General features: G+C 60.8%; 9 protein-coding genes and 2 tRNA genes. 5 read left to right on the top strand and 6 right to left on the bottom strand.

Annotated features, from left to right (window positions below; all coding sequences use genetic code 11):
• Positions 1-24: 24 nt before the first annotated feature.
• Positions 25-1,026, bottom strand: a complete 1,002-nt coding sequence (locus tag J2S67_RS01095) for an NAD(P)H-quinone oxidoreductase (protein WP_310248643.1) — start codon at positions 1,024-1,026, stop codon at positions 25-27.
• A gap of 138 nt (positions 1,027-1,164) precedes the next feature.
• Between J2S67_RS01095 and J2S67_RS01090 the strand changes: the two genes are divergently transcribed.
• Positions 1,165-1,252 (top strand) — tRNA-Ser (locus J2S67_RS01090).
• A gap of 54 nt (positions 1,253-1,306) precedes the next feature.
• Here the strand turns inward: J2S67_RS01090 and J2S67_RS01085 are convergent.
• Positions 1,307-3,343, bottom strand: coding sequence for an FAD/NAD(P)-binding protein (locus J2S67_RS01085; RefSeq protein ID WP_310245489.1), 2,037 nt, complete (start codon positions 3,341-3,343; stop codon positions 1,307-1,309).
• Between the two features lie 36 nt (positions 3,344-3,379).
• Between J2S67_RS01085 and J2S67_RS01080 the strand changes: the two genes are divergently transcribed.
• The 3 genes from J2S67_RS01080 to J2S67_RS01070 all read left to right on the top strand — a co-directional run bounded on the left by J2S67_RS01080 (position 3,380) and on the right by J2S67_RS01070 (position 6,709).
• Entirely contained in the window at positions 3,380-5,566 is a 2,187-nt protein-coding gene (locus J2S67_RS01080) for a prolyl oligopeptidase family serine peptidase (protein WP_310245486.1), read from the top strand.
• Between the two features lie 104 nt (positions 5,567-5,670).
• Positions 5,671-5,759: transfer RNA gene (locus J2S67_RS01075), tRNA-Ser, on the top strand.
• 347 nt (positions 5,760-6,106) lie between these two features.
• Positions 6,107-6,709, top strand: a complete 603-nt coding sequence (locus tag J2S67_RS01070; RefSeq protein ID WP_232219315.1) for an Ltp family lipoprotein — start codon at positions 6,107-6,109, stop codon at positions 6,707-6,709.
• 108 nt (positions 6,710-6,817) lie between these two features.
• On the opposite strand, the gene J2S67_RS01065 is transcribed toward J2S67_RS01070, so the two are convergent.
• The 4 genes from J2S67_RS01065 to J2S67_RS01050 all read right to left on the bottom strand — a co-directional run bounded on the left by J2S67_RS01065 (position 6,818) and on the right by J2S67_RS01050 (position 11,605).
• Positions 6,818-7,549: a VIT1/CCC1 transporter family protein gene (locus J2S67_RS01065; protein WP_070506569.1), complete on the bottom strand. Its 732-nt coding sequence runs from the start codon at positions 7,547-7,549 to the stop codon at positions 6,818-6,820.
• A gap of 229 nt (positions 7,550-7,778) precedes the next feature.
• On the bottom strand, positions 7,779-8,324 hold the full coding sequence (locus J2S67_RS01060; protein ID WP_035757410.1) for a YbhB/YbcL family Raf kinase inhibitor-like protein: 546 nt from the start codon (positions 8,322-8,324) through the stop codon (positions 7,779-7,781).
• 99 nt (positions 8,325-8,423) lie between these two features.
• Positions 8,424-9,392, bottom strand: coding sequence for a hypothetical protein (locus tag J2S67_RS01055; protein ID WP_035757412.1), 969 nt, complete (start codon positions 9,390-9,392; stop codon positions 8,424-8,426).
• A 23-nt stretch (positions 9,393-9,415) separates the two neighbouring features.
• Positions 9,416-11,605: a RecQ family ATP-dependent DNA helicase gene (locus tag J2S67_RS01050; protein WP_310245479.1), complete on the bottom strand. Its 2,190-nt coding sequence runs from the start codon at positions 11,603-11,605 to the stop codon at positions 9,416-9,418.
• Positions 11,606-11,672: 67 nt separating this feature from the next.
• Between J2S67_RS01050 and J2S67_RS01045 the strand changes: the two genes are divergently transcribed.
• Entirely contained in the window at positions 11,673-13,079 is a 1,407-nt protein-coding gene (locus tag J2S67_RS01045) for a phosphomannomutase/phosphoglucomutase (RefSeq protein ID WP_310245477.1), read from the top strand.
• Positions 13,080-13,120: the final 41 nt, after the last annotated feature.

Here is a 13,120-nt window from a genome sequence, read left to right as displayed (position 1 = left end):
TTGCGATGACTTGTACAAGACACACTACTCCCGGTTGTCGGGATGCGTCGTTAACACGATCTTGCCGAAATGCTCGCCGCGCGCCAGATACTCATGCGCGGCCCTCGCTTGCTCCAGCGGGAACTGCGCATCCACGGGCACCGTGACCCGGCCATCGGCGATCAAAGGCCACACATGCTGACCCACAGCCGCAACGATCGCCGCTTTCTGATCCGCGGGCCGAGCCCGCAACGTAGTGCCGTGCACCGAAAGCCGTTTGATCATCAACCGGCCCATATCCAGCTCAGCCTTCCGGCCACCCACCAAACCGATCGTGACCATCCGGCCATCAGTAGCCAAGCATCTCAGGTTACGGTCCAGGTATGCCCCGCCCACTACATCGATCACAACATCCACGCCCCGGCCGTCGGTGAGTTGCTTGATGCGCTCAACGAAATCCTCATCCCTGTAGTTGATCGCCTCAGTTGCGCCGCGTTCACGCGCCCACCGGCACTTCTCCGGGGTCGATGCGCTCGCGTACACCGTGTGCCCGCAGGCCGAAAGCCACTGCAGCGCGAACGTCCCGATACCGCCCGATGCGCCATGCACCAGGACGGTCTCGCCCGCTTGCAGGCGCGCAGTCATCGCAAGATTCGAATACACCGTGGCGGCAACCTCAATCAATGCAGCCGCACCCACCATGCTGATACCGCGAGGAACCCGCAAAACTTGCGCGACCGGAGCGACCGCATACTCTGCGTAACCACCCGCGTCAATCAAGGCGACCACGGGTTCACCCAACGGCCATACCGCCTCGCTCACGCCGCGGCCGCGCCCCACAACCTCGCCAGCGACCTCTAGCCCCGGAACCTCCGAGGCACCTTTCGGGGGACGATAGTTCCCTTCACGCTGCGAAACATCAGCCGGGTTCACACCGCACGCGCGCACCCGGATCAAAACCTCTCCAGGGCCAGGCTCCGGAACGGGAGCCTCCCCCACCCGAATCACCTCAGGGCCGCCCGCCCCTTCAAACGAGACCGCAGTCATCGCTGCGGATGTCTTCACATCTGACGGAACCACCGGCCTCGGCTGGCCGGGCATTTTCACTTCACGATCAGCACACATACACCCAGACTGACACGAATACAGAGTTGACGGAAGCATGCGATAAACTCAAGCGATGTTGGAGGGTTGTCCGAGTGGCCGAAGGAGATGGTCTTGAAAACCATTGTGCGGTAACCCCGTACCAAGGGTTCGAATCCCTTACCCTCCGCTGAGCGCCCCGGAATCATCGAGATTCCGGGGTTTCCGCTTTTAAAGCGTCAGACTAGGCCAACAGAACCGAGCGGGCGATCGCTTCAGCATCCGCCAGTGTCCGGGCGCCCACGTGCGGATCCCCACCGGCCTCAGCCGCAATCGCAGTCCCCCACTGCACAGAGGAAAGTTGCAGGCCAAGCACGTGCACGCCATCGGAGGCAGCGCCACTTGTCCCGACCACACGGTGATCAGCGCCCTCAACGTCAAGGCCAGAACCAGGAACCTGCTCACCATCATCGGTCATGCGTACGCGAGGGCGAGCCAAACCCGAGGCCAGCATCGAACGCAACAGCGGCGAATCAGTGATCGCAACACGGTTGGCTGGCATCATCGCCTCAACCATCCACGCCGCCTCCGGTTCCGCGCCGCCAACCCACGGGGACACAGCGCGGAATAGACGGGCCTCCGCATCGTAGGTATAGGACGGCTCAGGGCCCAGAACCTCAACCACGCCAGCCCGCACCAGCGCCGCCATCTGCTCGATGCGCTCCAAAGGAGGCCCCGACGCGAGGCCTTCCACGAGCGGCTCAAACCAGCCACGCACCTGGGCAGCGACGGAACGTTCGTCGATATAGCTCTCCGCGATCAGACGTTTCACGATCATTCGGCCGGCGTGCAGCGCACCGATCGCCATGTGTTCCGGCGAACCCGTACCCAGCGAGGCGGCGGCGACATCACGCTCCAGCATCTCGATAGTCGCGGCACGGTAGGCCTCAGCGGTGATCGCGCCGTGCCCCGACCACGGCCGAGCCAGTGCCCGGATATCGAAGAGTTCACGGTCAGGGAGCGCGCGTGCCAACGCGTCTTTGAGCTTCAGAACCCACACCTCGTCACCGATGTCGGTGGGGGCGGCAAGGATTTCGTCCAGCTCATCCAAGAACACGGACGGGGTGGTTTCGAACACCTCGGGAGCGGCGGCAGCGAGCTCGTAGTAGTAGGTGCGGATCACGTCCCGGTTCAGAAGCGGCCACACGTGACGCTCAAAGTCCACGGTGCCGGGCAACCGGCCGGTCGCGCCTTTCTCCGCTGCCTCAACGATGCGGTCATAGGTGAAGAATTTGAGTTCGATGCCCGGCGGGATGAACGCTGGGATCGCGGCCTTGGCGCGGTAGGGGGTTCCACGGCGCGAGCCCGCGATCAGCACCGGTTCTTTTCCGCACGGGACATACTTCAACGCTTGCCCTGGCGGGCCATCAGTTGCCTCGAAGCGGCCGCCACGGCTCAAAGTGACCTCTGCCATGAGGTCGAAAAAGTTCAACCCCATCCCGCGCACCAGGACGTTCTGACCGGCCGGGAGCGCACCATAGTCCACGTCCGTGGAAACGTGCGGGGGAACATAGTGCGCCCCCGGATGCGATGCACACGCCGAACCCACGGCCTCCTGCTCAGGTGAGATCCGGGCCGGAACGTGGCCGAGAGCCAGCACCACACGGTCCGCATACAAAACCTGGCCCGTGCCTAAAACAACGCGGTAGCCACCACCAACATGCGGGTCAACCGAAACCGCCAACGTCGAATGCACATGCGGCCCATCCACGTGCTCCAAGCGCTCCAGCTGTGTGGCGACACCTTCCCACACGTGCTGCAAGTACCGGCCATAGAGCGGGCGTGGCGGGAAACTACCCGGCCCCAACGCCCCCAGCTCGGCCCGCTCGACCTCGCTCAGCTCGGCCCCATCACCGTCAGAGAGACGGAACTGCTCAAAACTCAGCCCCGGATGTTCGGCCCGCCCCACACCGGCTGGACGCTCCGGGGCAACCGTGGGGAACATCGAGGGCGTGTTCATCCACAAGTTCCGCGACTGCCCCGGATCCCACACCCTGCCAGAACCGGGATCGCACGGGTCAACCACATCGATACGCAACGGGCGCGCGGCCAGGGCCTGGCCGTCGTCGGCATCAATCAACAGATCAGAAGGAGCCCACGCGGACTGCCCCGACGCGGCGAGCGCGAGCCGCTCCACAACCGAGGTTCCGCGCGGTCCAGCGCCGATCACCACTACGCGAAGGAGGCCGTCATCCTGTGCATGATCCGTTGCTTGTTCCATGTATTTATCTCTATCACTTCAACGTATTCTTAGGCTGTGACTAAACCAACTGACCTGACGCATATTCATTCATTTTTGGACGAGATTCGCGGTGAGGCGGCGCTCGAGTGGGCTGCTGAACGCACGAGCGCGACTGATGAGCATCTAGCTTCCCCGGAGCATGAACGTGTGGTGGCTCGGATCCAGGAAGCGATGGATGCCCAGGATCGGCTCATCACGGTCAGCAGGCATGGTGAGTTCCACACGAATTTCTGGCAGGACGCCGAGCATCCGCGCGGGATCTGGCGCACTACGGACTGGGATTCCTATGTTGCGGGCGCCCCACGGTGGGAGACGCTTCTGGATCTGGATGAGCTCAGCGCCGATGAGGGCGTGAATTGGGTGTGGCGTGGTGCCTCCTGGGAGCCGAAGCCGGGAGGGCAGCCGCGGCGTGCGTTGGTGATGCTCTCCCCTGATGGTGGGGATGCGGTGGTGGTCCGTGAGTTCGATGCGGTGGATCGGGGCTTTGTTGACGGCGGTTTGGAGCTTCCGTTGGCGAAGACGTCCGTGAGCTGGGGTTTTGATGACACGTTCTTGGTCTCTACGGTGACGGGCGAGGACGATATGACGCGGTCGACCTATGCGCGGTGCGTGCGCCGTGTGCGCCGAGGGCAGGATCTGGCGGATGCGGAGGTTGTGTTCGAGGTTGATGCGAGCCACGTGGCGGCTGGGGCCGGCGTGGACACCACGCCTGGATTTGAGAAGACCGTGTTCCGGGATGCTGAGGACTTTTTCACCGGCACGAACTATGTGGCGTTAGGCGATGGAGCTGGTGACGGCGCAGACGGGGGCGCTGGCGGTGGCACCGGTGTAGGCGTGACTGTTCAGAAGATCGACGCTCCGGGGGATGCCCACGTTGGCTTCTTTGAGGACTGGTTGATTATCCGCCCGATGAGCACGTGGGAGGTCAACGGGCAGAGCTACCCGGCTGGAACGGTTTTGGTGGTCAAGACCACTGAGTGGCTGGCTGGTGAGCGGTCTGGTTTGCGTGCGGTATTGGTCCCGGAGCAGTCCGAGTCCGTTCAGGGCGTGGGGTTCACCAAGAATTTTGGCTTCGCTCTCATCATGAGGGACGTCGCTTCCCGGGTAGTGCGTTTGGATCCGCGCAACGATTGGCAGGTGACTGAGTTGCCTGGTGTGCCGGCGTTGTCTTCGGTGAGTATGTGGCCGCTTGATGAGGAAAATAGCGACGACGTCTGGATGGTTTCGGAGGGGTTCCTACAGCCTCCGACGCTGCAGCTCGGTTCGCTCGCGAGCGTGAGTGGCGCTGGCGGTGAAGGTGACGGCGACGATGGTAGTGGCGGCGGTGGCTGGCGGGTCATCGGTGTTGCGCCGGAGCGTTTCGATGTGAGCGCACACGAGGTTTCGCAGCATTTCGCGGTGTCTGATGATGGGGCGCGGGTCCCGTACTTCTTGGTCGCCCCGAAGGACGCTCCGCTGGACGGTAAGACGCCGGTGTATGTGAGTGCTTATGGTGGTTTCCGGGTGTCCCGTACTCCGGTTTATTCTTCGGCGGTGGGCCTTGGCTGGCTTGAGCGCCGCACGGATGAGGGCCGGGCTCCGGCGTTTGTTGTCGCGAATATTCGCGGCGGTGGCGAGTACGGCCCGGATTGGCATGCGGCTGCTTTGCGTGAGAAACGTCCGCGCGCGTACGAGGATCTGGCGGCTGTTGTGCGTGATCTTCATGAGCGCGGCGTTTCTTCAGCTGCTTTGACGGGTATGGCCGGTGGCTCGAATGGTGGCCTGCTAGCGGGCAACATGTATGTGCGCTACCCGGAGCTGTTCGGCGCGATCTCGTGTGGTGTCCCGTTGCTGGACATGCTGCGGTACACGCAGCTTTCGGCGGGGCATTCGTGGATCGCGGAGTACGGCGACCCTGATGTTCCCGGGGATGTTGAACATCTGCGCGATATTTCAGCTACCCATCGGCTAGCTGATACAGCCAACAGCGAGGGTGAGGTTACGTGGCCTGAACTATTGGTGTGGACTACAGCGTCCGATGACCGTGTGGGTCCTGTGCAGGCACGTCACTTTTATGCGTTGTTGGAGGAGCTCGGCCACCGTAACGCGTGGTACCACGAGGAGGTGGATGGCGGACATTCAGGTTCAGTGGACCATGCGTCCGCTGCCCGGACTGCGGCCCGAAGCTACAGCTTTATTTGGGGCGCGTTGACCCGCCAATAGCCGTGGCCTGGGACCGTGTGAACGGTTGCGGCCAGGTGTTCACTTTGATGTGAACGCTTGCCCTCGGCTAAACTATGGGATGTTGCCCTTCGTGAGGGCAATGTGGAGACGTGCCAGAGTGGCCGATTGGACTTCACTGCTAATGAAGGGTCTGGGTAAAACCGGACCGGGGGTTCGAATCCCCCCGTCTCCGCTTTTGTTATGTGTCGGGACATCGTTCACACGATGTCCCGACATTTTTTATGCTCTGGGGCGTTGATGTGTCGCGTCATCGTTCCGGCGCTGGGGTCTCTAAAGAACCCCGCGAAACGATTTTCTTACCTTGCAGCTCCGATACTCCCGGGGATCGTCCTGTTGCCGTTACATCTGTTGCACGTGACTACTGGGGTAGCAATTTTCTGTGCCACCCTGTCGCGACGTGGGCTACGCAGATATGTAGAAAAATGTCGTAAAGCCATATCGAAATCCATTGGACACATTTTATGGGACAATACTGTTGCAAAGAAGAGATAAATGCATATTCATCTTGGAGGTTCATACGTGTCAGACCATAACTCCCCACAGGTGCCACCAGCGTCTGAGCCGGGTGACATTCCATCCTCGAGCAGCTCCCCCGCGACTACCAAGAAAAAGTCGCTTTGGACCCGCTGGTGGATGATTGCCATCTACGTCGTCCTCGGTATCGGCATCATCAATGCATTGGCTAACGGAGGTGACGAGAACGCCTCACCGGCCGGCTCCTCGACCCCATCAGCTTCAGAGACGCATAAGTCACAGACAAGTGACGGTGAGAAGTCGAGCGCCTCTACAAAAACTGACAAGCCAACTGAAAAGACAATTCCGACGGAATATAAGTCAGCACTCAGAACTGCGGAGACCTACTCCGATACGATGCACATGAGCAAGGCCGGAATCTATGAACAGCTCACCAGCGAGTACGGTGAAAAATTTACTAAAGAAGCAGCTCAATACGCGATAGACAATCTCAAGGCAGACTATAAAAAGAACGCCCTCGAAACAGCCAAGAATTATCAAGAATCGATGGCTATGTCTCCAAGCGCAATTCATGACCAATTGACAAGTGAACACGGTGAAAAGTTCACCAAAGAAGAGGCCGACTACGCCATCGCTAACCTCGACTAACTGTGTTTTCAGGTAACTAGTGATAGACCGTCTTAGCCCGGCACCCTTTAAGGGTGCCGGGCTAAAGCCATATTAGAAGCATGCTTCTTGTACTGAAACGCTTACACCTCAAGCGACTCCTGACGCACCCAGAAGGTAGCCCACGAGGTACGTGAATCCGAGCGCGAGCGCGCCACCAACAACCACGCGGATAGCGGCCTTGCCCGGCGAGCTACCACCCAGCTTGGCTCCAACCGCCCCCGTCAACGCCAAAGCAACCAACGTCGCCGCGAACGTGCCCACAATATTCGCTCCATGCGGGAGCAGAACGATCGTCAACATCGGCAAGATCGCACCAGCGAGGAACGCAAGCATCGAAGCGAAAGCCGCATGCCACGGGCTCACGATGTCATCCTCATCAATGTTGAGTTCCATCTGCAGGTGCGCCTTCAACGCATCCTTCTCAGTCAACTCAACCGCAACCTTCTCCGCAGTATCCCGCGAAAGCCCCTGCTGCTGATACAGCTGCGTCAGCTCCTCAAGCTCCCCCTCCGGATCCTCAAGAAGCTCACGTTTCTCCTTAGCAACCAACGCCTCCTCCGCATCCTTCTGCGAAGAAACCGAAACATACTCGCCAAGACCCATCGACACCGCGCCACCAATCACAGCAGCAGCCCCAGCCGCTAAAATCGGGCCGATCTGCGTTGTCGCCCCAGCAACACCAACCACCACCGCCGCAACCGAGACGATGCCATCATTAGCGCCCAAAACACCGGCACGCAGCCAGTTCAGTTTCTGCGCATACCCCGAAACCTGATGCGGTTCCAGCCTATTCTCATGTCCCACATTCGTTGAACTCATATGAACAGTTTCCTCCTCCCCACCTCTCAGCGCTAGCAAAGCTAGGCTACGCTTACTAAGCACCCCCTAAGATTAGCGATCCTTAACAGAGCCCAGCCCCATCAGCGCAACCCAATCACACCGCCAGACAGAGTGAGGCTTTAACTCAACGAGGGCGGCCCCGCAGCTCACGCCACGAAACCGCCCTCAAAAACAACTCAGCCCCTACAGCCGGGAACCACGCTGAAACCTAGGCTGGGATCTCCCCGTTGACCACCATGGTTGCCCGGCCCAACGTGTGCCCGAACATCATGAAGCCATGCTTAGCCGGCGACGTATCCCCATCCACACCAAGATCCTCAACATCCAAAGCATGCACCGTAATCACATAACGATGCGGGCCATGCCCCTGCGGAGGCGCGGCACCAATGAAGCCCGGCTGGCCGCCATCGTTACGCAGCTGGAACGCACCCTCCGGAAGGTCCAAGCCGTTACCGGCACCCTCATCGAGCTCCGTGACCGAAGCCGGGATACGCGTGAGAACCCAGTGCCAGAAACCCGACTGAGTTGGGGCATCCGGATCAAACACTGTGACAGCAAAACTCTTAGTGCCCTCAGGCGCGCCAGACCAGCTCAACTGCGGCGAAATATCCTGGCCGCCTTCGATACCGAAAGCACCCGAGTACTGTTCAGCCGGCCACATCCCACCATCCTTAACCGTGGTAGACGTCAGCTCAAAGCTTGGGACCTCACCCAAACCAGCAAATGGATCGTTTCCGTTCGGCGCCAATGCCATGTCACCCTCCTAAAGCGATAAAACCGACTATTCAAAACTCAAAAGCGGACATCTCAATACTGCACAACTGATATGCGCAAAACAGCTACACCAGCAGACCTACCGTCCACGCTTATACAGGTGCGCAATCTGTTGCAGCACCTCCCGAGCGTGCTCCTCATCAACACCGGTGTGACGCATGAAAATATCCATCGCCGCGTCCACATCTTCGGTGCGCATCGCCATCATGAACGCGTCCTGCTCCGGCTCGCTCAAATGATCCGTGCTGAACGTGACCGTGCGGCCATCCTCAACATTGACCTGCAGCGTGATGCCATCGCTCGTGCCAGCCGACGTGTTCGCTTCCAAAGCACGGCGGATCATCTCCTGGTTCAGATCGATGTGGCGCGCGATGATCTCGGCCGCCTCATCGAAACGGCCATCGCGCATCTTGGCCATGAACTGATCCCGCTCGGCACCAGTAATGTCCTGGGTACTAAACGAATGCTCCCGCACGCCATCGTTGTGTGTGAAGTTCATGTGCCGTTCAGAGGCAGCCGCCTCATCACCGTACTTAACCGCCCAGTCCTCAGGGATCGCCCAATCCTGGTCACTGCCCAGGTCAAGCTCGCTACCGGCCCCGTCCTGTACCCCGGAATCCACAGAAGACTCCGACGACTCAGTACGGGACGCGCTGGATCCCGATGTTTCCCCGTCCCGCGACTGCCCTTCCCAAGGCGCCCCAGTCCCCGGCGACTCGAACTCAGGCGTCTCGATCTCACGCAACGCAGGTTCGGTCTTGATCTGCGGGTATTGTTGCAACGCCACCACGTCAGTGACGCAATCCATGTTGGAACGGTTCGTGGCGCTCTTGATCAACTGGGCGGCACCCATCAGGTCATTTTGAGCGATCCTCGCATACACCGCCTTATGGGTTTCGGTGTCCAGAAGCTCAGAAACCTCACGGGCACGCTCAGGTGTGGTGTTGGAGCGGAGCTTATTCTGCGCACGCTTAGCCATTGACCGTAGCCCCAGCACAACCACGACCACGACAACAACGACACCCAAGACCAGAAACGTTGGATCCATATAACTAAGTCTACGAACCCCCGCTAACCAACAACCGCCAAAGCGAACGGCAGCACCCCTGGAGCGCCTGCCTGCCGCAAGGTTGCGGTCGCGCTCGTGATCGACCACCGCGAATCCACCACATCATCCACGAGCAACAACGGGCCCGGCGCAGAAGCCACCGCCTCACCCATTGCAGGCGGCACCACGAACGCGTCACGCACATCCGCGAACCTGTACGCCGAGTTGCCGCCCGGCCCAGACCTCGGCGGAGCACCCGAATATTCGAGCGCACCCATGAAGCGCATCTGCCCAATCCGAGCCAACTCAGACGCCAAGCTATAGATCAGCTGCGGATGCCGCGTAGACGGCATCGCCACAACCCCCACCGGACGCTCAGAAGACGGCATGCCATCTGGGTCCATCCAGCCAGCCGCAGCCGACCACTCCCCCACGACCTTGACGCACGCGTTCAGCACATCGGAGGCCACCGGCGCATCCGGGGTCTGCTGTTGCAGTAGTTCACGCAAGCGTGTGCCCCACCCCAAATCTGTAAACCGAGCCAACGCGCGCCCCTCAGCGGCCTGAAGCTCAACAGGGATCCGGCCCTTCACATCCAAGCCCAGCGCAGCAAGCCCCGTCGGGTACATCTTCCGCGGCTCAATCTCTACACCAACCCGATTCAGGCCACCTTCAGCCAGCTGCGTCGCCTCATCCCCCACATCGGCAGGGCACCAGCGGCCAGCGCAGTTATCGCATATTCCACAATCCTCCGCGTGCGGGTCATCCAACTGCTCAGACAAGAAACGCATCCGGCATTCCTCGGTCTGCTCATACGCAAGCATTGCTTCCTGCTCAGCCTCACGCGCCGCCGCCACCCGCTCATACCGTCCACGGTCATACACCCACGGAACACCGGTACCCACCCAGCCGCCCTGGACCCGCTCAACCGCGCCATCCACAGCCAGCACCTTGAGCAACAGGTCCAGCACCGTCCGCCGAACATTGACCCGCGCCTCCAAAACAGGAACCGAAACCGGCCCACCGGCCTCAGCCAACGCATCGAGCACAGCGCGGGCCACGGACTCTTGCGGCATCGACGCAGACGCGAAATACCGCCAAATCTCCCGATCCTCAGGCCCCGGCAACAACATGACATCCGCCCGGGCAGCGCCACGCCCAGCACGCCCCACCTGCTGGTAATACGCGACCGGGGAACTCGGAGCACCCACGTGCACCACGAACCCAAGATCAGGCTTATCGAACCCCATACCCAGCGCGGAGGTCGCAACCAACGCCTTGACCTGATTATTCTTCAACGCATCTTCAAGCTCGTGCCGCTCATCCTGATCCGTGCGCCCCGTATAGGCCCGCACGTTCAGACCCGCCTCGCGCAGCATCTGAGCGATGTCCTCGGCCGCGGAAACCGTCAAAGCATAAATAATCCCGGAACCGGCAAGTTGCCCCACATGCTGCACGAGCCAACCCAACTGCTTACGCGGGCTTGCCATCCGCAAAACACCCAAACGTAGCGACTTCCTCGCCAACGGGCCACGCAACGTGAACACATCCTGACCACCTGCGGCCAGTTGCTCCTCAACGTCCCGAACAACGCGCTCGTTCGCGGTCGCGGTAGTCGCTAAGACCGGCACATCCTGCGGAAGCTGCTCGATGAGGTCCTTGATCCTGCGGTAATCCGGCCGGAAATCATGCCCCCAGTCAGAAATACAGTGCGCCTCATCCACCACGAGCAGCCCCATCCGCTCAACCAGCTGCGGAAGCTGCTCTTCACGGAACCGCGGATTATTCAACCGCTCCGGAGACACCAACAAGACATCCACTTGATCTGCGGCGAGCTGACCGCGGATCTGTTCCCACTCCGTCGCGTTCGCCGAGTTGATCGCTTGCGCGCGCACACCAGCCCGCTGAGCCGCCGCAATCTGATCTCGCATCAGCGCCAACAGCGGAGAAATAATCAGTGTTGGGCCGGCTCCCTGAGCCCGCAACAGCGCGGTCGCCACAAAATACACGGCAGACTTACCCCAACCGGTCCGCTGAACCACCAAGGCCCTACGCCGGCGCCCCACAAGCGCCTCGATCGCTTCAAGCTGCCCCGGATGGAACTGGACACGCTCGCTGTCTGTGCCCGCCCGGCCCACCAGACGGCGTAACGCGGCAAGAGCCGCATCCGCATCGAAGTCAGCAGACAGGGCATCGTTACCTGTAAATTCCATCCCACGCCTCCCGCTGTTTCCGTGAGTCTGACCATTGAGCAAAGCGTGACAGCGTAGTCTGACACTTATGACCACGATCAATCTCAGCGATTCATTCAAAGCTTATGACGTACGCGGTATCGTCGGCGAGAGCATCACAGAAGAAACAGTAGAAGCCACCGCCGCGGCTTTCGTCGACGTGCTCGGACTGGCAGGGGCCACCGTGCTCGTCGGCGGCGATATGCGGCCTTCCAGCACACTGTTCGTCAAAGTTTTCGCTGAGACCCTCGCCGCGCGTGGCGCACACCCGTTGGTCCTTGGCCAGATCTCTACCGATGAGCTCTACTTCGCTAGCGGCTCCCTCGACGCCGCCGGCGTGACCTTCACCGCCTCACACAACCCGGCCGGCTACAACGGCATCAAAATGACGCGTGCCGGCGCTAAACCGATCTCTGCTGACACGGGCCTCGAGGACATCCGCATCCTCGCCCAGAAGTACCTCAACGAAGGCCTCCCTCAGCCTCTCAATGCGCGTGCTGAGATTGAACACCGCGATGTGTTGCCTGATTACGCCCGGCACTTGCGTTCGCTCGTCGACCTTTCCCGTATCCGCCCCCTCAAGGTGGTTGTTGATGCGGGCAACGGGATGGCTGGCCTCACGACCCCGGCCGTACTGGGCGATTCCGCGCTGGATCCCCTCCCGCTTGAGATCGTGCCGCTGTATTTCGAGCTGGACGGCTCCTTCCCGAACCACCCGGCCAACCCCATCGAGCCGGAAAACATCGCAGACCTCCAGGCGGCCGTGAAGAAGCACGGCGCAGACCTTGGGCTTGCTTTCGATGGCGATGCGGACCGTTGCTTTGTTGTGGACGAGAACGGGGATGCCGTCTCCCCTTCCGCGATCACCGCGTTGGTTGCCGCCCGCGAGATCACCCGCGCGAAGTCCGAGGGTGAAGAAACCCCGGTGGTGATTCACAACCTCATCACGTCCAAAGCAGTGCCGGAAACGGTTGAAGCGGCCGGCGGCCGGACGGTGCGCACGCGCGTGGGGCATTCCTTCATCAAAGCTGTGATGGCCGATGAGAACGCAGTATTCGGCGGTGAGCACTCCGCTCACTACTACTTCCGTGACTTCTATTTCGCAGACACCGGGATGCTGGCCGCGATGCACATTCTTGCCGCGCTCGGCGGGCAAGATAAGCCACTTTCGGAGCTGGTCGCCAAATACCACCCGTACGTCGCGTCCGGCGAGATCAACACCACGGTCGCCGACGCCGCGGCCGCAACCCAGAAAGTTGTTGACGAGCTCGCTTCCGGTGACGACACCACAATCGAAACCCTCGACGGAACCACCGTGAGCGCATCCGACGGCTCCTGGTGGTTCAACCTGCGGCCATCCAACACCGAACCTCTGCTTCGCTTCAACGCTGAAGCCGCAGACCAAGAAACGATGGAACGCATCCGCGATACGGTGCTCGGAATCGTCCGCGGCTAAGGCGTCAGGGGCTACAGCGTCAAGCCTGAGGGCGTTGACGT

It is taken from the genome of Pseudoglutamicibacter albus, assembly GCF_031458175.1.
GTDB lineage: Bacteria > Actinomycetota > Actinomycetes > Actinomycetales > Micrococcaceae > Pseudoglutamicibacter > Pseudoglutamicibacter albus.
Note: the sequence above shows the minus strand (reverse complement) of the source record. Positions and strands in the feature narration are given on the sequence as shown.

What these genes read in the sequence shown, in the direction of transcription:
- J2S67_RS01095 (WP_310248643.1), bottom strand. Translation starts at nt 1,026, where the DNA reads ATGACTGCGGTCTCGTTTGAAGGGGCGGGCGGCCCTGAGGTGATTCGG.
- J2S67_RS01085 (WP_310245489.1), bottom strand. Translation starts at nt 3,343, where the DNA reads ATGGAACAAGCAACGGATCATGCACAGGATGACGGCCTCCTTCGCGTA.
- J2S67_RS01065 (WP_070506569.1), bottom strand. Translation starts at nt 7,549, where the DNA reads ATGAGTTCAACGAATGTGGGACATGAGAATAGGCTGGAACCGCATCAG.
- J2S67_RS01060 (WP_035757410.1), bottom strand. Translation starts at nt 8,324, where the DNA reads ATGGCATTGGCGCCGAACGGAAACGATCCATTTGCTGGTTTGGGTGAG.
- J2S67_RS01055 (WP_035757412.1), bottom strand. Translation starts at nt 9,392, where the DNA reads ATGGATCCAACGTTTCTGGTCTTGGGTGTCGTTGTTGTCGTGGTCGTG.
- J2S67_RS01050 (WP_310245479.1), bottom strand. Translation starts at nt 11,605, where the DNA reads ATGGAATTTACAGGTAACGATGCCCTGTCTGCTGACTTCGATGCGGAT.
- J2S67_RS01045 (WP_310245477.1), top strand. Translation starts at nt 11,673, where the DNA reads ATGACCACGATCAATCTCAGCGATTCATTCAAAGCTTATGACGTACGC.